Below are 19,474 nucleotides of genomic sequence, written 5' to 3'. Positions count from 1 at the left end.
AGTCTTATATTAGGTTTCAAAATTATCTCAATAATCAACGCATAACAGTAGCGAAATTTTTATACTTGCTGAGTACAACTTTGGGAACTTGAAAATATTCTTAATGCTCAGGCAACAGACGGTAATAGTTTTAATTTTTTATCTAAATATTCATAATAAAAATATTAGGAATGCTTTGAAAGGAGAACCTGCAATACTTTTCGGTTAGCTTGATGCCAATATTGCCTTACCTTTAGCCACTAAGTTCTGAAACCTTTGACTAGATTTTTCAAGAAAGTTCGCATTGAATCCGATGATCATACACTCATCGCAATTACCAATGGAATTTAATTTAGAGTTAGCTAAGAAAAAACAAGGTAAATCTGTTATTGGCCCTTGCGTAGCAGTCTGAAATATAAAGTAGCCAGTTACCGCACCAGTGGTTATAAACTCCTGGCGATAGACACTATTAAACTATCAGACGGAATATAACCCCTGGCGGGTAATGAATAAATGGTTTTAAAATGGTGCAATCTGAAAATATTTAGGGGTGCAGCTATGTCGCTACGCAATGAGCCTTTAGATTGGCAACTTGAAACGAATAATCCTTATATACCAGTTTATCATCAAGGTAACTTGGTCGGATTTTTTAAACCAGAATATGCCAATGAAATTATTAAAATTCTAAATGAAGAAGAAGTTTTAAAAAAAGCGCTAAAAATGGCTTGCACTGATTTAATAAAAAAAATCGGTGGCGATAGCAGAAAAGTCAATTATTTAATGGAAAAATATGTAAAAACTAGTGAGCGTCCAAAGCATGGAACTAGAGCGATCGCAGTTTTACTTAGAGACAGACAAAAAGAGCTTGACTTGAGTAACCAGGAGTTTGCTAAATTCTGCGATACCTTTAAATTATCTCCGACTGAACTGAATAATATTTATGCTGGAGAGGCATTTGATGATAGTTTGTTAGCGCCCTTATCCCGTATATTAGGGATGGCAAAAGAGCAATTGCTGAAAGTGCGAGATGGTTCTGAAGAAACAAGTAATACATAAACAGCAAATCAAAATTTTCAAATGATAGAAAATTGTGAAAACAGACATCATCTTTTATCGGCTGTTTCAAGAATTCCCTGATATCTTCTTTGAACTTATTGGTAATCCTCCAGAATCAGCTAGCCTTTATCAATTTTCATCAGTTGAAATCAAACAAACAGCCTTCAGAATAGATGGTGTGTTTCTGCCTACACAAGGAAGTGAAAACCAGATTTACTTTGTTGAAGTGCAATTTCAGGCTGATGAGGAAATTTATTCACGGCTAATTGCAGAAATATGTTTATACCTCCGTCAGAATCAACCATTAAATGACTGGGGTGCTGTGGTTTTATACCCAAACAGAAATGTAGATACAGGAGATATCAAACATTACCGTGAGTTTTTCACAAGTGGGCGCGTCAGGCGCATTTATTTGGATGAATTAGGTGAAGGTGCATCGCTTCCAATTGGCATTGCAACTGCTAAATTAGTAATTGCAACCGACGATATAGCGATCGCACAAGCAAGGGAGTTGATAGACAGAACCAAGTCAGAGATAATCCCACCATCAAAACAGCAACAATTATTACAATTTATCGAGACTATTTTGGCTTACAAGTTTCCTGCAATGAGTAGGGAGGAGATGGAGGAAATGTTTGGCTTAAACGAGTTAAAGCAAACCAGATTTTATCGGGAAGCCTTTCAGGAAGGTGTTGAACAAGGCATTGAACAAGGTGAGATTAGAGGTGAGATTAAAGGGAAACTAAAAGCAGTACCAGCAATGTTGGCAGCAGGGTTGACTGTAGAACAAGTGGCAAAAGCCTTAGATTTGAGTGTCGAAGAAGTCAGACAAGTAGCACAAAGCCAACCTTAAGATAGATGTGGTAAATTTTATCCGTGGCTCAAGCCAAATTTGGTTTGCGGCTTCCAGACTTTCTCACGACGAATTTATAGTTAATTTTTGTTAATATTAGAGGCGGTGTTAGTACTTCGTCCTCAACCACCCACTCCCTACCTGAGAGAAACTTAATGCTGCGACTAGAACATATAAGTAAAATTTATCCCACAGGCGAAGTTCTCAAAGATATTAACTGGGAAGTTAAACCAGGCGATCGCATTGGCTTAGTCGGTGTCAACGGTGCTGGAAAATCCACCCAGTTAAAGATCATCTCTGGGGAAATTGAACCCACCGCAGGCGAAATTATCCGTCCTAATAGCTTACACATAGCCTACCTCAACCAAGAGTTTGAAGTAGACCCTACCCGCACCGTTAAAGAAGAATTTTGGACTGTCTTCAAAGAAGCCAACGAAGTACAGTTAGCTCTGGCACACATACCACAGGAGATGGAAACGGCTAACCCAGATCAACTGGATCGGCTGATCGAGAAATTGGATCGCTTGCAGCGCAAATTTGAAGCATTGGATGGCTACAACTTAGATGCACGCATTGGGAAAATCTTACCAGAAATGGGGTTTGGGCTAGAAGATGGCGATCGCCTCGTCAGTGCCTTCAGTGGTGGTTGGCAAATGCGGATGAGTTTAGGAAAAATTCTGCTGCAAAAACCCGACTTGTTGCTGCTGGATGAACCGACTAACCACCTAGATTTAGAAACCATTGAATGGTTGGAAAATTACCTCAGAGGGCTGATTACGCCAATGGTAATAGTCTCCCATGACCGGGAGTTTCTTGACCGCCTCTGCACCCAAATTGTGGAAACTGAACGTGGCGTTTCTAGTACCTACCTTGGTAACTACTCGGCATATTTGGAACAAAAAGCCGAAAGTCAATCAGCACAACTGAGTGCTTACGAACGTCAGCAAAAAGAATTAGAGAAACAGCAAACCTTTGTTGATAGATTCCGCGCCAGTGCTACCCGCAGTACCCAGGCAAAAAGCCGGGAAAAGCAACTCGACAAAATTGAGCGCATTGAAGCACCCATTGCTGGGGTAAGAACTCTACATTTCCGTTTTCCCCCTGCACCCCGCAGTGGACGCGAAGTAGTGGAAATTCAAGATTTAACTCATCTTTATGGTGATAAAATCCTGTTCTTGGCAGCAAACCTCCTCATTGAAAGAGGCGATCGCATTGCTTTTCTTGGTCCCAACGGTGCTGGAAAATCTACCCTTCTGCGCGTAATTATGGGTATGGAACAACCCACAGAAGGTATTGTTAAATTAGGGGATCATAACGTTATTCCCGGTTACTTCGAGCAAAATCAAGCTGAAGCTTTGGATTTGAAAAAAACTGTCATGGAAACTATCCATGATGAAGTTCCAGACTGGGATAATCAAGAAGTCCGCACGCTTTTGGGACGCTTCTTATTTACTGGTGATACTGTATTTAAGGCAGTTGGGGCATTAAGTGGAGGAGAAAAAGCTCGTCTGGCGTTGGCAAAAATGCTTTTACGTCCCGCAAACTTACTAATTTTAGATGAGCCGACAAACCACTTAGATATTCCAGCAAAGGAAATGCTGGAAGAAGCGCTTAAAAACTATGATGGTACGGCAATTGTAGTTTCCCATGACCGCTACTTTATTTCTCAAGTAGCTAACAAAATTGTCGAAATTCGTGATGGTGAATTTCGCGTTTACTTAGGAGACTATCATTACTATCTCCAGAAAATTGCCGAAGAAAAAGAACAAGCAAAGTTAGCTGCGATCGCTGCTGAAAAAGCTGCTAAAAAAGCTGCAAAAGCTTCCAGTAAAAAGAAATAAGTGATTAAATACGGTCTTAGTAGTAGTGCTAAAATGCTACTACTAAGTAATCACTTGTTATTAGCGATCGCCGACATTAAATAAAAATTGCTAAAGTTGAAAAAATCATTCAAAAAACTGTAAGTCTTTCATAAAATAAATTAATAAGCAAAAATTCACTTGCGGCGTGGATTAGCAGTGGTATCATTCGGGTATTACAAAAAGTAAAGGGCAATTTTACTATGACCAAAGCACCTGTTGCTCCTGTGGTGCTAGTCATTTTAGACGGATGGGGCTACTGCGAGGAAAAGCGAGGAAACGCTATTGTTGCTGCTAAAACTCCCATTGTGGAAAGTTTATGGGCAGCTTACCCGCATACCCTCATCCGCACATCAGGAAAAGCCGTAGGGTTGCCAGAAGGTCAAATGGGCAACTCGGAAGTAGGTCATTTGAACATTGGTGCTGGGCGAGTTGTACCGCAAGAACTGGTACGCATCTCTGATGCGGTCGAAGACGGTTCTATTGCCTTAAACCCAGCACTCGTCAAAATTTGCCAGGAAGTTCGTTCTCGGAATAGCAAGCTGCATCTAGTAGGGCTTTGTTCTGAGGGAGGGGTACATTCGCATATCACCCATCTTTTCGGACTCCTTGACTTAGCTAAAGACCAGCGAATTTCAGAAGTTTGTATTCACGCCATTACCGATGGTCGTGACACCGCCCCAACTGACGGTGCAAGAGCAATCACACTGCTGCAAAATTATATAGACCGTACAGGAATTGGGCGCATAGTCACCCTCAGCGGTCGCTACTACGCGATGGATCGCGATCACCGTTGGGATCGGGTCAAACGCGCCTACGACGTGATGACTCAAGATGGTGTGGTTGATAATCGCAACGCTGTAGAAATCTTGCAAGCATCTTACGCCGAAGGGGTAAAAGATGAATTTGTCAACCCCATCAGAATTGCACCAGGCGCAATAGAACCAGGGGATGGGGTAATATTTTTCAACTTTCGCCCCGATCGCTCCAGACAACTGACTCAAGCTTTGGTCAGTCCCACTTTTAACGGTTTTGAAAGACAGCAAATTACACCACTGTCTTTTGTCACCTTTACGCAGTATGATCCAGACTTACCTGTAGCTGTAGCCTTTGAGCCTCAGAATCTCAGTAATATTCTGGGAGAAGTAATAGCTAATCATGGTCTAAATCAATTCCGCACCGCCGAAACCGAAAAATACGCCCACGTCACCTATTTCTTTAATGGGGGTCTAGAGGAACCTTTTGCTGGAGAAGATCGGGAACTGGTAAGCAGCCCGATGGTAGCGACTTACGATCACGCCCCAGCAATGTCAGCAGTAGCAGTTACAGATGTTGCGATCGCTGCGATTCAAAAAGGTACGTATTCTCTAGTTGTGATTAACTATGCTAACCCCGACATGGTAGGGCATACTGGTAAAATCGACGCTACCATTACAGCAATTGAAACAGTTGATCGCTGTTTGGGACGACTACTAGAGAGCGTTATCAAAGCAGGCGGTACAACAATTATTACTGCCGATCACGGTAACGCTGAGTATATGCTAGATGAGGGGGGTAATCCCTGGACAGCCCACACCACTAACCCAGTCCCGTTGATTTTGGTAGAAGGCGAGAAAGTCAAAATTCCTGGATATGGTACAAATGTCGAACTGCGAAGCGATGGCAAGCTATCCGACATCGCTCCCACGATTCTAGAGATTTTACAGCTGCCTCAGCCACCAGAAATGACCGGGCGATCGCTGCTGAAAACAGCAGAATATGAGTTGCAACGCACTCGCACCCCCGTACAAGTCGGACTGTAAAATAGTCATGAATGCTGAGTTAGGAGTTCACTAAAAACTCCTAACTTCTGTATTTTGTTTTTTGAAACTTTTTATAAATGAGATTCCTACCATGACAGTTAGTAATATCGTGCAAGGCATTTGGGCGTTTTCCGCCACTGGTTTGATTATCTTAGTTTTACTGCATAGCCCAAAAGGTGATGGCGTTGGCGCTATTGGCGGACAAGCCCAGCTATTTAGCAGCACCAAGAGTGCAGAAAACACCTTAAACCGAATTACTTGGGCATTGACAGTAGTTTTTCTCGGTTTAACAGTAGTTTTAAGTGCTGGTTGGCTGCCTAAATAAGGATAAGTAAATGGGGAGAATAACCCAACACCCGATACTTAACACCCTAATAAATTTAATTTCACGACGGCTAATTACAGCTCTTGCCTTGTTTATTGGCACAGGGCTGTTAATTGTTTTTACTAATATCCAGTCGAGTAATGGGTTTACAATAATACCAGAATATGTATATTCAGATTTAATAACTTCTCTCCCTACTTCCCCAAAACCCCATCCCTTACCCTCCACACTGGCACAGTGGCAAGATAGCACTAACAGTGGTGACTACTTTTCCCAAATTACAACAACCCAAGTTGGTTATTTAGTTTGGTCACAATTTCCTGTTCGAGTTTACGTAGAACCACCAAAAGCTATCAGCGAAAAACAAGCTCAAGCATGGGTTAATGGTGTCTTGCAGGGTGTACAGGAGTGGGGTACTTATTTACCTTTAACAGTAGTCGAACAGCCAGAAATTGCTGATATTACGATCGCACGAAAAGCGCCACCTCTACAAATTTCCCCTGGTAGTAATATACCCCGTGCGCGATCGGCACAAACTACTTACGAGTTATACACCAACAACAAAGTTTTATTCCAGCGCTTCACCATCTTGTTAAGTCCCAGTCAAACAGGTGAGTATCTAATTGCAGCTACCCGCCACGAATTTGGTCATGCACTGGGAATTTGGGGTCATAGTCCGCTACAAACTGATGCCCTATATTTTTCTCAAGTTCGTCAACCGTCGCCTATTTCTCACAGAGATGTCAATACTCTAAAGCGGGTTTATGAACAGCCAACTACTTTGGGATGGTCTTTATAACGTTCTATTCGAGACTTTAAGCTGGGGTTCAGTCGCAGATGCCTGTGGATGGCGCGATACTGTTCTCGAATTGTTAAAAACCAACTGTGAGACTGTTGTTCAAGTCGATACTCCCACTTCCAGAGATGACCAATGAGTTTCGACACTTCGACTACGCTCAGTGCATCGCTTGGCGGTAATCGAGCGACTTGCACTGAGCGGCGTCAAAGTGAGTCGAGATTCAACTACCGCGCTGTCGTTGTGTCCCCAGTCCCCAGTCCCTTGCTATAAATTCAATCCTGAACAAATATTCAACTTGCCTTCGCTTCATCCCCGGATGCTTCAGCCACAGCCGCCAATCTATCTGCCGCAGCTTGCACAATTTGAGCCACTTGAGCCAAAGGCATGTGCTGGATTTGTCTCAGAATCAGACTCAAATCTGAGGTTTCTGGAATTGGCTTGCCATCTATGCAGCTGATTAACTCTTCCATTGTGTAGCCTGCTTTCGATGCGATTCGAGCCAAATTTTCTGTATCTGGCACCTTCACACCTTTTTCCCACATCTGAACAGCAGTAGCAGATACCCCCAAAAGCTTACCAAACGCTCGCTGACTCATTGAACCGCGAGCTAGTTTAATAATTTCAATCAGTTTTTGTTTGCTTTCGATCTTCACTGCTTATATAGCTAGCCAACTTTATTTACAAGTTTACTTTCAATAATACAAGTTTACTTTTATATTGACAGCCTTGTGTTTTAGTACTAAACTATATCTCTGGTTGTAAATCGGCAACTACAGGCATCAAGTTAGTAGACCAACCCATCTATCTTTAATCAACCCAAAAAACTTAGTTTGCTACGGCGCTTGTGCTAGTAGCTAGAGTTTGCTGCGAAGAAATAATATCGAAGGTGCATCATGTTTCGCAAACCACGCAAAATTAATCAATATCGCCGCAAAGGTAAAAACCTTATAGCCACTAATAAAATTAAACCAGAACAGTGGAACATTTCTGAGGCAGAAACCAAAGAAGCTTTAAAAGTTAAAGGCTACGATGTTAAGCAAATCAAAAAAATCCACCTTCTGAAGCATCAAGTGTGTATTTCCTACTGGGATGTAAAAGGCAATATATGCAGCAGCTTTTTTAGCTACCGGATTTTTGCGCGTTGGCAAAAGGAAGTAGAGAAATTAATTTATACCTGTCAAACCCTAAAGGAATGGGCAAAGCTAAACTACGTTATGAAATATGAATTTGCCTATTACCATTATCCCAGCGAAATAGAAGATATACTCCACGCGATATTAGAAAACCACCTGTCTGTGTTAGAAGCAACATTACAACAAGTGGTTTTACAAGTTCCGAATGAGCAACAAAACCCTCATGTAGAGACGCGATTTATCGCGTCTTCAAAGACCAATAACCCTTAACTCAAGACTATTGGGATATTTAGCAAAGAGTATTGGGGTATTTAGCAAAAATTAGTTAGCGGCGGAAGTCGCTAACTCCGCGAGACGTTCTTGTTGGTCTAGAGATATACAAGATTGGATAAGTGTCTCTAAATCACCATCCAAAACAGGGGTAAGAGAATAATTCTGACCTAACCGATGATCGGTAGCGCGGTTATCTTTATAATTATAGGTGCGAATTTTTTCCGATCGCGATCCAGTACCAACCTGCGATCGCCGCATGGAAGTTACAGCTGCTTGTTGTTCGCTTAACTTGATTTCGTACAACTTCGCCCGCAGAATTTGCATCGCCCGTTCTTTGTTTTGCAACTGGCTGCGTTCTTCTGTACAGAAAATGCGTATTCCCGTCGGTTTGTGCATCAAGTCAACGGCTGTTTCCACCTTGTTGACGTTTTGTCCACCAGCACCACCAGAACGAGCTGTAGTCATTTCAATATCTTTCGGGTCAATGTGAATTTCCACATCATCCACCTCTGGCATAATCGCCACGGTAGCCGTGGAAGTATGAACCCGTCCACCAGACTCAGTTGCCGGCACGCGCTGCACGCGATGCACTCCAGCTTCAAATTTTAACTGGCTGTAAACGTCATTACCTTTAATTTCTAAAATGACCTCTTTCCAGCCACCCATTTCTCCTTTAGATTCGCTCACTAGAGAAACTTTCCAACCTTGAGTCTGGGCATAGCGGGTGTACATCTGCATCAAATCGCCAGCCCAAATACTTGCTTCATCTCCACCAGTACCAGCGCGAATTTCCAACATGATATTCTTTTCATCATTGGGGTCGCGTGGTAGCAGTAAGACTTTCAAGCGAGACTCTAAATGTTCTATTTTTTCTTCAAGTTCTTTTACTTCCAGTGCCGCCATTTCTTGCAACTCTGGGTCACTTGCAGATTCTTTGTAAACCTGACGCGCTCCTGTCAAGTCTTCTTGGGCTGCTTTCCAAATTTCATAAGTATTAACTACCTCTTCCAAAGAAGAACGAGACTTAGCAATTTCTTGATACTCATCAGGATTGCTAGCGGTATCGGGGTCGCCAAGACGACGTGTTAATTCATTAAAAGTTTGTTCAACGGATTTTAGTTTGTCTAGTAAGTATGATTCAGCCATGACGATTGCGATCGCTCCTTAAAAAAATAACAAATTGGCTCGAGCATATAAATGAAAATCGACCCAGCTGATGCAGGGCCGTCGTTAACAGCAGAGCCAACCCGCTACTTTTTGTTTTGATCGTCGCCAGATGCTTGAGTACTGCTCATACCGTACTTGCGGAGGAAGCGCTCTACTCTACCCTCAGTGTCAATAATCTTCTGAGTGCCGGTGTAAAATGGGTGATTTCCAGACCAAACATCTACATGCAATTCTGGCTTTGTAGAGCCAATGGTCATAACGACTTGACCGTTGCAGTAAACTTTAGCATCTGGATACCACTTGGGGTGAATATCAGCTTTAGCCATTGTTCCTTTTGTGATGAATCTATATCAATTATAACTTTCAGGTTTCAATTGCAGCTAGAAGAAGGGAGAAGGCAACAGGTTACAGGTAACAGAAAACTATCACCTGTCCCTTGTAACCTATCACCTTCTTCACCAATGCCCAATCGCTTATCGCTTAGAGTACTGAGGCGCTTTCCGAGCTTTATGTAAACCATATTTCTTCCGCTCTTTTGCTCTGGGATCGCGAGTCAAATAACCTTCGGTTTTCAAAGGTGGGCGGTTATCTGGGTCGAGTTGGCATAAAGCACGTGCAACTCCCAAACGGACAGAATCAGCCTGTCCGGTCAAGCCGCCGCCTTCTGCTTTTACCAAAATGTCATATTCGTTTTCTAGTCCCAGAGTTTCCAGGGGTGCTTTGATCACTCCCAGGTAGTTGGGGTTAAATTGGAAATACAAGGTTCCATCTTTACCGTTCACAATCAGTTGACCGGTGCCTGGAACCAAGCGTACCCGTGCTACTGCGTTTTTACGACGGCCAGTACCCCAGTATACGGCGCGACCGCTATTAGCATCTGCTACTACCATTAATTTTCTTCTCCAGGAATTGTACTAACTTTTAGTTCTTTAGGTTTTTGAGCATCATGAGGATGCGTAGGCCCAGCGTAAACTTTCAGCTTGGTGAACAACTGCTTACCGAGGCTATTTTTAGGTAACATACCTTTAACAGCTTGTTCTAAAATCCGCTCTGGTATACGGTCTTGCAGTTTAGCGAAAGTTTCGGTTTTCATCCCACCAGGGCGACCAGAATGGCGGCGGTAAAGCTTTTGAGTGCGTTTTTTGCCTGTGACTGCTACTTTCTCGGCATTAATGACGATTACGAAGTCCCCTGTATCTAGATGAGGTGTATATTCGGGTTTCTTTTTGCCTCTCAATACCTGGGCGATTTCGCTGGCGAGGCGACCAAGGCGTTTATCAGTGGCATCTACTATGTACCACTCACGCTCAAGGGTTGCTTGAGAAGGAAGGTATGTTTTAACTGTTGTCATTTGTCATTTGTCCTTTGTCATTTTTGAGCCAGTGCGGTCTTGGGGGTTTCCCCCATGAGCAACTGGCGCTAGCGTAGCGGTAGCGAGGTACGAGCGTCACCCGGAGAGTAATTTGTCATTAGTCATTTGTCTTTTGTCATTTGTCAGTTGTCCTTTGTTATTCACTAATGACGATTGTCCAGAGGCGATTAATCGCGTCTCTACTGACCAATGACTAATGACTCTTGACTAGTGACGAACTTTGGCAAGGTGTCGTACCAAATCTCTTTTGGAAAGGGAAAATCGGGATAGCCGACTCGCAACAAGCACAAGCCTTGAGGCGGTGCGGCATATTTCACTTCTTCCCGACGTTCTTCTTTCCAGAGTTCGGTGAAGCTAGAAAGTGTTCGTTCTCCAGAACCTACTTGTACCAGCATCCCTACCAACAGCCGTACCATGCCATACAAAAATCCATCTGCCTGTATTTCAATATGGATAAATGGCCCACTGCGACGACACTCTGCTGCTTGCACCTCTACCCAGGAATGCGATCGCTTTGAGCCTGCACGGTGGAAAGCAGCTAAGTGATGCTTTCCCAAGAGAGGTTTCAAGGCAGCTTGGATTAAAGATTCATCCAGGGGTGCATAATAATAATGCCAACTGAAGGGTCTTACAAACAAGTTAAGCCGATCTTCAGTATATATTGTGTAGCGATACCGTCGATAGGCTGCACTAAAGCGAGCGTGCCAACGGTTATCGACACTAGCTGAAGCCCTGATTAATATATCTGGTGGCAGGTAGCTGTTGAGGATTGTTGCCCACTTGTGAGGCGGAATAAAACCTGTTGCTTCAAAATGGGCTACTTGAGCAGCAGCGTGAACTCCTGAATCGGTTCGCCCAGCCCCATGTAGTGTTACATGATGCCCAAGAATAGTCGCGATCGCAATTTCGATCTCTTCTTGGACTGTCCGGTGTTGTTTTTGCCTTTGCCAGCCATGAAAATGAGTGCCCAGGTATTGGATTACCAAGGCTACTCGATGAGTTTGTGTAGGCTGGTGGCTTTCTAACATACAGATTTTGTCATTTGTCTTTTGTCTTTTGTCAGTTGTCCTTTGTTATTCACTAATGACCAATGACTAATGACTAATGACCAATAACCAATGACTAAATGACTTAAACCAATTCAATTATTGCCATTTTCGCATTATCGCCCCGACGCGGTACGGTATGCAGGATGCGGGTATAACCGCCCTGGCGATCACCATATCGAGTAGGAGCTTGCTCAAATAGAGCATGAACCAATTGTTTGTCGAAGATATAGCCAAGAGCTTCGCGGCGTGCTGCCAAGGAGCCATTTTTGGCTAGGGTAATCATTTTTTCCACTTCACTTCTTAGAACTTTCGCTCTAATTAAAGTGGTGGTAATCTTACCATGACGGATCAGCTCGGTGGTGAGCGATCGCATTAAAGCACGGCGTTGATCGGCTGGTTTACTGAGTTTTTTGACGCGACAACGGTGACGCATAATTATGCACTATGAATTATGAACGGTTTTTCTTAAGGGTGTTTCGAGCCTCTTTCCATTGGCAGGGTGATGCCCAAGCGTCGCTGCAAAGCTTCCACGACTTCTTCTGCTGACTTCTGCCCAAAGTTCTTAATTTCTAAGAGGTCTTCTTGGGTATAATCCAACAAATCTGCCACAGAGTTAACTTGTGCCCGTTTGAGACAGTTATATGCCCGTACAGAAAGTTGCAACTCTTCGATGGGTATCTGGGCAGTTGGGTCGTCTGGAATATCCGAACCTGTGTCTGTTGGTTCTAAGGAGATGTCCTTCAACGGGTTGAATAAATCTACCAAGATTGCAGCAGCAGAAGATAGTGCTTCTTGAGGAGAAACACTGCCATTTGTCCAAACTTCCAACAGTAGTCGGTCTTTTGGAATCAAGCCTTCCCCACGAGATTCTTCAACACTGTAGTTGACTTTTCGCACCGGCATAAATATCGAGTCGATTTGCAGAAAATCCAACGATGTGGCTTCTTCACGTCCTCGCTCTACAGTGCGATAGCCTTTGCCTTTCTCGATCCGAAATTCCATTTCCAGCTTTCCACCCTCAGCGATGGTGGCTACATACTGGGTCGGATCGATGATTTCTACTTCACTGGGCAAATCAAAATGCGCCGCAGTGATTGTTGTTGGACCGGTAACGAGTAATCTCCCAATCTGAGGCTGCGAAGAATAGTTTTTGAGGATAACTTCCTTCATTCTCATGAGGATTTCCAGCACATCTTCCCGCACGCCCGGAACTGTGGCGAACTCATGTGAAACGCCCGCAATCCGCACTGCTGTAACTGCTGTACCTTCTAAATTAGACAGTAAAACCCGCCGCAGTGCGTTGCCAACAGTTGTTCCTTGACCGCGTTCTAGAGGTTCCAAAACAAATTTACTGTAATGGTTCCGACTTTCTTCGGTATTCGACTCTACACATTCAATTTGAAACTGCGCCACGGATGAGCCTCCCTTTTTCTAAGGTGCTGCTAGCAGACAAATCAATTGCCTCCAGAATTGATTGCCAATTTTCGATTTTGGACTTTGGATTTTGGATTGTGCTTCTTTCGTTCGTGCTCCACCTTTTATTGGCGGAACAAATCTTAAATCATCAACTTAAAATCCACGAGGCCCAGCACCCTTATAGTCGGGTTCAATCTAAAATCGCAAACCTAAAATCCAAAATTGATTAATAATATTTTGGGTAGCCCGAAGTTTAACAGCTTTCCTGACGAGAAAATCTGACGTCCTTCTGGTCGCCCAAGCTTTCACCCAATGACAGTTTGAACGTTAGACGTTCAAGCGGTCATTGCTGGCTGTAACTTTTCGTCCTCACTGCCCAAGTCTTGGTATTTAAACTCGACGGCGCTTGGGTGGACGACAACCATTGTGAGGAATCGGGGTAATATCCCGAATGAGTGTAATTTCCAGTCCTGCTCCTTGGAGTGCTCGGATAGCGGTTTCTCTACCTGCTCCTGGACCACTGACCATTACCTCAATTTGGCGCATTCCTTGATCGATAGCTCGGCGAGCTGCACTTTCAGCTGCGGTTTGTGCTGCAAAGGGAGTTCCCTTTTTTGCTCCCTTAAAACCGCTAGAACCTGCGCTAGCCCAGGAGATGACATCTCCATTTTGATCGGTAATGGTGACAATGCTATTGTTGAAAGTAGACTGGATGTAGGCCATTCCACTGGGTACATTCCGTTTCTGCTTCTTGCTCCCGGTTTTTTTAGTTGGTTGTCTCGCCATACTTGTTTAGTTGATTTAAGGTAAAACTTGCTCGGATTAAGCAAGCGTTGCAAAATTATTTCCCTGGAGCCTTCTTCTTCCCGGCCACTGTCTGCCTTCTGCCTCTACGGGTTCTGGCGTTGGTGCGAGTTCTTTGTCCTCTGACTGGTAAGCCCATGCGATGACGACGACCTCTGTAGGTACCAATGTCAACTAAGCGCTTGATGTTCAAAGACTCCAAGCGCCGCAAGTCGCCTTCAACTTGATAGTTGGTTTCTATTTCCCCTCGTAGGGCTGTCACATCGGCATCACTTAAGTCCTTAACGCGAGTATCTGGGTTCACACCAGTTGTCGCTATAATTTCTTGAGCGCGTGATAATCCAATTCCGTAGATGTAAGTCAGACCGATCTCAACGCGCTTATCGCGTGGAAGGTCTACTCCGGCAATACGTGCCACAATGAACTCTCCCTATTGTTCTCGCAATTACTGTTGGTTTGAAAAACGTGAGCGTCTTTTAGTTTTAATGATGATATGCGTCCTGCAACTAGCTCTGTTGGTAAGAGCGTTATCCTTGACGTTGTTTGTGCTTGGGGTTCACGCAAATCACCATAACGCGACCACGACGTTTGATCACGTTACATTTTTCACAAATTTTCTTGACTGAGGCTCTAACTTTCATGCCTTTTATTTTTTGACTCCAAATATAAAATTATAGCATTTCTAGGGAAATTAATCCAATTAAATGACTAATAAACAGTCAAAAAAATGGTTTTATGGTAAAATTCTCTACATATAGTTACTTTTTGCGTAGTCGATAGGTAATTCTGCCTTTGGTCAAGTCGTAAGGAGTTAACTCTACCTTGACGCGATCACCGGGCAAAATCTTGATATATTGACGGTTCACAGGAAGATATGCCAAGACGGAATCGCCATTGTCTAATTGAACTCGGAACTTCTGAGCATTTACGATTGAGCCATCATCCAGTTTAACTAGAAAGCTGTCACGAGATAATAACTCTGTAACACAGGCTTCCATTTGAATCGCTTCTGGCTTAATCAATAATTTACTTACCTCCGATAAAGATTTTAGTTGCATTACTTTTTACGCAAGCGATAGGTGATTCTGCCTTTAGTCAGGTCGTAGGGAGTTAACTCCACCTTGACGCGATCGCCGGGCAAAATCTTGATATAATTTCGGCGAATCTTGCCGGAAATGTGTGCTAGCACGTTAAAGCCATTGTCCAAGTCAACGCGAAACATCGCATTGGGCAAGGACTCTGTAACCGTGCCTTCCATTTCAATCAAATCTTGCTTAGACAATTTGTTTTTTCCTCAACTCAACAATTTCGTGTTCAGTTGCAGCGCTTCATCTGCAAAGAAACACATTTTAAGAAATATATCAACAGTTTATTAATATATCTTAGCTAAAATTGATCTTTTTTTTGGCATGGGGCATTGGGAAAGAATTACTGTAGCTCCTCCCATGCTTCCTTGTCTCCCTCATGCCCTGCCCTCTCTTTTTCAAGAAGCGATTACCTTTTGTAGTTCACCAGTGACATCTTCTTGGGACTGGTTGCCATTGACTGTTAGGAGTTTTTTGCGATCGCCGTAATAATTAATTAAAGGTGCAGTTTCAGCGCGGTACACTTCTAAACGACGACGAATCACCTCTTCAGTATCATCTTTTCGTCCTCTAGCGAGCAAACGTGCGATTACAACTTCATCTGGTGCATCTAAATTGACGACCTTTTCGCCACCTTGATGTATTGCTTCCAGTAATTTTTCCAAAAAAGCTGCTTGGGTCACTTTCCGGGGAAAGCCATCAAGAATCCAACCATTTTTGGCATCTGGTTGATCAAGGCGCTCCTGTACCAAGTCTTCCACTAGCTGGTCGGGTACTAACTCGCCGCTATCAACATAGCTTTGAGCTTTGATTCCTAAAGGAGTCTGCTCTTTCATGGCTTGTCTTAATATTTCACCAGTAGAAATATGGGGGATATTCAAGTGTTCAGCCAAAGTTTGAGCTTGTGTTCCTTTACCCGCTCCAGGAGGTCCCAAGAAGATTAATCGCGTCACTATTATTTCACCATTCCTTCATAGCGCTGAGAGATGACATAAGTTTGAACTTGTTTGGCTGTCTCAATTGCCACACCAACTAAAATCAGCAACGAGGTTGCACCTATTCCTCGGAAAGTTTTCACATTCAAAGCGCTTTCCACGGCTGTGGGGATAATAGCGACGAAGCCCAAAAAGATCGCACCCAAAAAAGTTAGTCGGTTTGACACACGTTCGATATACTCGCTAGTTGCCTTGCCGGGACGAATTCCAGGAATACTAGAACCCATTTTCTTCAAGTTCTGCGCTACATCTACCGGATTGAGAATCAACGAAGAATAGAAGTAGCTGAAGAAAACAATGGAAACCATGTAGACCAAGGCATAGACCCAGGAGCTAGAACCGCTTGGACTCAAATAAGTGTTAACTATATTCGCCAAATCGGCATTTTTAGTAAAATTGGCGATCAGCAGTGGCAAACTGAGGATGGCAGCAGCAAAAATAATTGGCATCACGCCGCCTTGATTTAGCCGCAGTGGCAAATAGCTCCGTTGCTCTGCTAAAACTCGCCGACCTACTTGGCGACGAGCCGAAATAATTGGGATGCGGCGCATTCCTTCCTGCACAATCACAATACCAACAATTGTTGCGAGGAAAACTAAGATCAACACGATTACGCGACCCACTGCTTCCCGACCGCCTACTTGCACCAAGTCGATGGTATCGCCTAAAGCTTTTGGTAATGATGCGACAATGTTGACAAAAATCAACAATGATGCACCGTTACCAATACCCCGTTCTGTAATTAGTTCTGATGCCCACATGACGAACATAGAACCAGCAGTCAGAGCGATCGCAGTTTCAGCGACAAATATTGGCCCTGGCTTTAAGGCAAATTGCTGGAGGAATAATGCCGAAAAAGCTGTACTTTGAAGAATCGCCCAACCTACAGTTACATAGCGGGTAATTTGCGATATTTTTCGCCGACCAGCTTCCCCTTCATTTTTCTGTAAATTTTCTAAAGATGGAATCGCCGCAGTTAGCAATTGGATGATAATAGACGCATTAATGAAGGGCAAAATTCCTAAAGCAAAGACTCCCAAGGTCGAAAGTCCTCGCCCAGAAAATATATCCAATAAGCCGAATATGGAATTACTGCCCGATATAGCTTCGGCAAATCTCGGTCTATCAATCCCTGGCACGGGTAAGAAAATACCCAGGCGAACCAAAATTAAAATACCGACGGTGACAAGCAGCCTACCTCTGAGGCCAGCTGCCTGCGCCATCTGCATGAAAGTTTCTTGAGCCGTTGGGGCTTTATCTCGACTGATCATAGAGTGCTACCTTTATAGTGAACCAAGCACTGGCAGCGAGTTGGCTTGCATTTAAGTGCGCTGTTCCGGCTCACTCATAAGACTTCACAACTACCACCAGCTGCCTCAATTTTGCTACGAGCTGAACCTGTGAAAGCTGCCGCTTGTACCTTGAGCGGAATGCTCAATTCCCCGTTACCTAAAATTTTCAATGGCCCTTTGACAGCAGTCAGGATACCTGCGGCTTTCAATGAGGTCAAAGTTACTTCCGTATTCGCGGGAAGGGAGGCTAGCTTCTCTACATTAATCGTAGTGTAAATCTTCTGATTAATAATCGGAAAGCCCTTCAGCTTAGGTAGGCGGCGGTACAATGGCTGTTGACCACCTTCAAAACCTGGTCGTGTACTACTACCAGAACGAGATTTTTGACCCCGCATACCTAAACCAGCACTAGCACCTTGACCGGCAGAAATACCTCTGGCTACACGGCGCTTGCGTTTCTTTGAGCCTTTTTGCGGCTTAACATCATGGAGTCTCATAATTTATCAAGTTCTCATTTGTCGTTTGTCATCTGTCTTTTGTCATTTGTCATCTGTCTTTTGTTATTCACGAATGACTAATGACCAATGACTAATGACTAAATTAGATGTAGAGATTTTGAATAGGAATACCGCGATCTTCGGCGACTTCAGCAAGGGTACGCAGCGTAGATAAGGCATTAACTGCGGCTCTAGCATTATTGAGTGGATTGTTAGAGCCTAGTTGTTTGGCTAAGACGTTACGAACTCCGGCTAATTCCAACACAGTTCGCACAGCACCACCAGCAATTACCCCAGTACCAGGTGCGGCTGGACGCATCAGCACTTTTGCACCACCACCGACACCATCAATAGGATGAGGGATAGAGTTGGATTTGGTGATTGGGATATCAATGAGGTGTTTTTTGCCGTCAGCTACGCCTTTTTTAACAGCACCTATTACATCTGAAGCTTTGCCTACTCCAACTCCAACCTGACCGCGTTCGTTACCAACGACAACGATCGCTCGGAAGCTGAGTTTTTTACCACCTTTGACCACTTTACTTACGCGGCGGATTTGAATAACCCGCTCTTGCCAAGTGGTTTCTTCTTTTTTGGCACGCTTTGTTCTACTTTTACGCTCTGTTGCCATAATTTATGCCTCTTTTGTCATTAGTCATTAGTCATTAGTCATTAGTCATTAGCTCTCATACAAGGGACAAAGGACAAATGACAAAGGACTAATTTAGAAATCTAAACCAGCTTCGCGTGCTGCATCAGCTAGTGCTTTGACACGACCATGATATAAGTTACCACCGCGATCGAAGACTACTTTGGTGATGCCTTTTTCTAGCGATCGCACTGCAATCAACTTACCAACTTGTACCGATGCATCGCGGTTTGCACATGACGCTAAACTAGATTTCAACTCTGGTTCTACAGTCGATGCGGCCACGATGGTTTGATGTTGAGTATCATCAATTACCTGGGCATAAATATGCTCATTAGAACGAAATACGGATAAACGCGGACGTTCTGGGGAGCCAACAACTTTGCCACGAACGCGCCGATGACGACGGTTTTTTGATTCTCTACGAGTAAGTTTCATTTCTACTTCTTACCACCCTTACCAGTCTTACCAGCTTTCCGTCTGACTACTTCACCGGCATAGCGGATGCCTTTACCTTTGTAAGGTTCTGGTGGACGAACAGCACGAATTTTGGCGGCTGTGTTACCGACGATTTCTTTGTCATAGCCGCTAACAATGACGTTAGTGGTACCTTCTACAGCAAACTGAATTCCATCTGGTGGTTCAATTTGCACTTGATGGCTGTAACCCATATTTAAAATTAGGTTACGCCCTTGAATTTGCGCCCTATAACCAACGCCTTGAATTTCCAAACGGCGTTGAAAACCTTGGGAAACTCCTTCGACCATGTTGGCAACTAAAGTACGGCTCAAGCCGTGCAATTGCTTCGATATCCGAGTTTCATCCCTACGATTTACGTGTAATATTTCTCCCTCTTGAGAGAGTGAGACATTATCTCTGAGAGTGCGAGAAAGTTCTCCTTTCGGGCCTTTCACCACAATATTCGTACCATTGATCGCCACTTGAACTTTGGCGGGAATAGTAATTGGACGTTTACCAATACGTGACATGACTTTTTGTCCTTTGTTATTTGTCCTTTGTCCTTTGTCTTTTGTCCTTTGTTTTTCACTAATAACAAATGACTAATGAC

Annotated in this window: 27 protein-coding genes; 7 read left to right on the top strand and 20 right to left on the bottom strand. The window is 43.7% G+C overall.

Annotated elements, in window-relative coordinates:
- The first annotated feature begins 537 nt into the window (after positions 1 to 537).
- The 6 genes from RMX98_RS21905 (at position 538) to RMX98_RS21880 (ending at position 6,673) form a co-directional block, all read left to right on the top strand.
- On the top strand, positions 538 to 1,035 hold the full coding sequence (locus RMX98_RS21905) for a hypothetical protein (protein ID WP_322679511.1): 498 nt from the start codon (positions 538 to 540) through the stop codon (positions 1,033 to 1,035).
- A 34-nt stretch (positions 1,036 to 1,069) separates the two neighbouring features.
- Positions 1,070 to 1,888, top strand: a complete 819-nt coding sequence (locus RMX98_RS21900) for an Rpn family recombination-promoting nuclease/putative transposase (RefSeq protein ID WP_322679510.1) — start codon at positions 1,070 to 1,072, stop codon at positions 1,886 to 1,888.
- Between the two features lie 155 nt (positions 1,889 to 2,043).
- Positions 2,044 to 3,729 (top strand): ABC-F family ATP-binding cassette domain-containing protein, encoded by a 1,686-nt coding sequence (locus tag RMX98_RS21895; protein WP_322679509.1) that lies wholly within the window; start codon positions 2,044 to 2,046, stop codon positions 3,727 to 3,729.
- Between the two features lie 221 nt (positions 3,730 to 3,950).
- Positions 3,951 to 5,549 (top strand): 2,3-bisphosphoglycerate-independent phosphoglycerate mutase, encoded by a 1,599-nt coding sequence (gpmI, locus tag RMX98_RS21890; RefSeq protein WP_322679508.1) that lies wholly within the window; start codon positions 3,951 to 3,953, stop codon positions 5,547 to 5,549.
- A gap of 91 nt (positions 5,550 to 5,640) precedes the next feature.
- Positions 5,641 to 5,874 (top strand): preprotein translocase subunit SecG, encoded by a 234-nt coding sequence (gene secG, locus RMX98_RS21885; RefSeq protein WP_099101249.1) that lies wholly within the window; start codon positions 5,641 to 5,643, stop codon positions 5,872 to 5,874.
- 10 nt (positions 5,875 to 5,884) lie between these two features.
- Positions 5,885 to 6,673 carry a peptidase gene (locus RMX98_RS21880; protein ID WP_322679507.1) on the top strand — a complete coding sequence of 263 codons (789 nt, stop codon included), beginning with the start codon at positions 5,885 to 5,887 and terminating at the stop codon, positions 6,671 to 6,673.
- Here RMX98_RS21880 and RMX98_RS21875 read toward each other — a convergent pair.
- Positions 6,637 to 6,867, bottom strand: coding sequence for a DUF29 family protein (locus tag RMX98_RS21875; protein ID WP_322679506.1), 231 nt, complete (start codon positions 6,865 to 6,867; stop codon positions 6,637 to 6,639). The two genes, RMX98_RS21880 and RMX98_RS21875, sit on opposite strands and share 37 nt — an antisense overlap.
- A gap of 96 nt (positions 6,868 to 6,963) precedes the next feature.
- Positions 6,964 to 7,326, bottom strand: a complete 363-nt coding sequence (locus tag RMX98_RS21870; protein ID WP_012410694.1) for a helix-turn-helix domain-containing protein — start codon at positions 7,324 to 7,326, stop codon at positions 6,964 to 6,966.
- Between the two features lie 240 nt (positions 7,327 to 7,566).
- Here RMX98_RS21870 and RMX98_RS21865 point away from each other — a divergent pair, with 240 nt between their 5' ends.
- Positions 7,567 to 8,076, top strand: a complete 510-nt coding sequence (locus RMX98_RS21865) for a hypothetical protein (protein WP_322679505.1) — start codon at positions 7,567 to 7,569, stop codon at positions 8,074 to 8,076.
- Between the two features lie 51 nt (positions 8,077 to 8,127).
- Here the strand turns inward: RMX98_RS21865 and prfA are convergent, their stop codons facing one another.
- From prfA to rplF, 18 genes are all read right to left on the bottom strand, one after another.
- Positions 8,128 to 9,225 (bottom strand): peptide chain release factor 1, encoded by a 1,098-nt coding sequence (gene prfA / locus RMX98_RS21860; RefSeq protein WP_322679504.1) that lies wholly within the window; start codon positions 9,223 to 9,225, stop codon positions 8,128 to 8,130.
- 104 nt (positions 9,226 to 9,329) lie between these two features.
- Positions 9,330 to 9,572 (bottom strand): 50S ribosomal protein L31, encoded by a 243-nt coding sequence (rpmE, locus tag RMX98_RS21855; protein WP_229483376.1) that lies wholly within the window; start codon positions 9,570 to 9,572, stop codon positions 9,330 to 9,332.
- A 147-nt stretch (positions 9,573 to 9,719) separates the two neighbouring features.
- Entirely contained in the window at positions 9,720 to 10,136 is a 417-nt protein-coding gene (gene rpsI, locus RMX98_RS21850; protein ID WP_104906415.1) for a 30S ribosomal protein S9, read from the bottom strand.
- Positions 10,136 to 10,597 carry a 50S ribosomal protein L13 gene (rplM, locus tag RMX98_RS21845; RefSeq protein ID WP_012410699.1) on the bottom strand — a complete coding sequence of 154 codons (462 nt, stop codon included), beginning with the start codon at positions 10,595 to 10,597 and terminating at the stop codon, positions 10,136 to 10,138. Before rplM ends, rpsI begins: the two co-directional genes overlap by 1 nt.
- A 200-nt stretch (positions 10,598 to 10,797) precedes the next feature.
- A complete protein-coding gene (gene truA, locus RMX98_RS21840) occupies positions 10,798 to 11,646 on the bottom strand; it encodes a tRNA pseudouridine(38-40) synthase TruA (protein WP_322679503.1) in 849 nt (282 codons plus the stop codon).
- 103 nt (positions 11,647 to 11,749) lie between these two features.
- Entirely contained in the window at positions 11,750 to 12,100 is a 351-nt protein-coding gene (rplQ, locus tag RMX98_RS21835; RefSeq protein ID WP_322679502.1) for a 50S ribosomal protein L17, read from the bottom strand.
- Between the two features lie 32 nt (positions 12,101 to 12,132).
- A complete protein-coding gene (locus RMX98_RS21830) occupies positions 12,133 to 13,080 on the bottom strand; it encodes a DNA-directed RNA polymerase subunit alpha (RefSeq protein ID WP_322672233.1) in 948 nt (315 codons plus the stop codon).
- 393 nt (positions 13,081 to 13,473) lie between these two features.
- Positions 13,474 to 13,869 (bottom strand): 30S ribosomal protein S11, encoded by a 396-nt coding sequence (rpsK, locus tag RMX98_RS21825; protein ID WP_069070761.1) that lies wholly within the window; start codon positions 13,867 to 13,869, stop codon positions 13,474 to 13,476.
- A gap of 55 nt (positions 13,870 to 13,924) precedes the next feature.
- Positions 13,925 to 14,305 (bottom strand): 30S ribosomal protein S13, encoded by a 381-nt coding sequence (gene rpsM / locus RMX98_RS21820; protein WP_099101135.1) that lies wholly within the window; start codon positions 14,303 to 14,305, stop codon positions 13,925 to 13,927.
- Between the two features lie 109 nt (positions 14,306 to 14,414).
- On the bottom strand, positions 14,415 to 14,528 hold the full coding sequence (gene rpmJ / locus RMX98_RS21815) for a 50S ribosomal protein L36 (protein ID WP_015129703.1): 114 nt from the start codon (positions 14,526 to 14,528) through the stop codon (positions 14,415 to 14,417).
- Between the two features lie 117 nt (positions 14,529 to 14,645).
- Positions 14,646 to 14,909 (bottom strand): translation initiation factor IF-1, encoded by a 264-nt coding sequence (gene infA / locus RMX98_RS21810; protein ID WP_322679533.1) that lies wholly within the window; start codon positions 14,907 to 14,909, stop codon positions 14,646 to 14,648.
- Positions 14,910 to 14,944: 35 nt separating this feature from the next.
- Positions 14,945 to 15,169 carry a translation initiation factor IF-1 gene (infA, locus tag RMX98_RS21805; protein WP_006276978.1) on the bottom strand — a complete coding sequence of 75 codons (225 nt, stop codon included), beginning with the start codon at positions 15,167 to 15,169 and terminating at the stop codon, positions 14,945 to 14,947.
- Between the two features lie 201 nt (positions 15,170 to 15,370).
- Positions 15,371 to 15,925 (bottom strand): adenylate kinase, encoded by a 555-nt coding sequence (locus tag RMX98_RS21800; RefSeq protein ID WP_322679501.1) that lies wholly within the window; start codon positions 15,923 to 15,925, stop codon positions 15,371 to 15,373.
- 2 nt (positions 15,926 to 15,927) lie between these two features.
- Positions 15,928 to 17,238 (bottom strand): preprotein translocase subunit SecY, encoded by a 1,311-nt coding sequence (secY, locus tag RMX98_RS21795; RefSeq protein ID WP_322679500.1) that lies wholly within the window; start codon positions 17,236 to 17,238, stop codon positions 15,928 to 15,930.
- A 74-nt stretch (positions 17,239 to 17,312) separates the two neighbouring features.
- Entirely contained in the window at positions 17,313 to 17,756 is a 444-nt protein-coding gene (rplO, locus tag RMX98_RS21790; protein WP_322679499.1) for a 50S ribosomal protein L15, read from the bottom strand.
- Positions 17,757 to 17,859: 103 nt separating this feature from the next.
- Positions 17,860 to 18,387, bottom strand: coding sequence for a 30S ribosomal protein S5 (gene rpsE, locus RMX98_RS21785; RefSeq protein ID WP_322679498.1), 528 nt, complete (start codon positions 18,385 to 18,387; stop codon positions 17,860 to 17,862).
- Between the two features lie 93 nt (positions 18,388 to 18,480).
- A complete protein-coding gene (gene rplR / locus RMX98_RS21780) occupies positions 18,481 to 18,843 on the bottom strand; it encodes a 50S ribosomal protein L18 (RefSeq protein WP_322679497.1) in 363 nt (120 codons plus the stop codon).
- A gap of 2 nt (positions 18,844 to 18,845) precedes the next feature.
- Complete coding sequence (gene rplF / locus RMX98_RS21775; RefSeq protein WP_322679496.1) at positions 18,846 to 19,394, bottom strand: 50S ribosomal protein L6; 549 nt, start codon at positions 19,392 to 19,394, stop codon at positions 18,846 to 18,848.
- Positions 19,395 to 19,474 lie beyond the last annotated feature (80 nt).

This window comes from Nostoc sp. DedQUE02 (assembly GCF_034531035.1).
Lineage (GTDB): Bacteria > Cyanobacteriota > Cyanobacteriia > Cyanobacteriales > Nostocaceae > Nostoc.
This window is presented reverse-complemented; position numbering and strand designations above follow the sequence as displayed.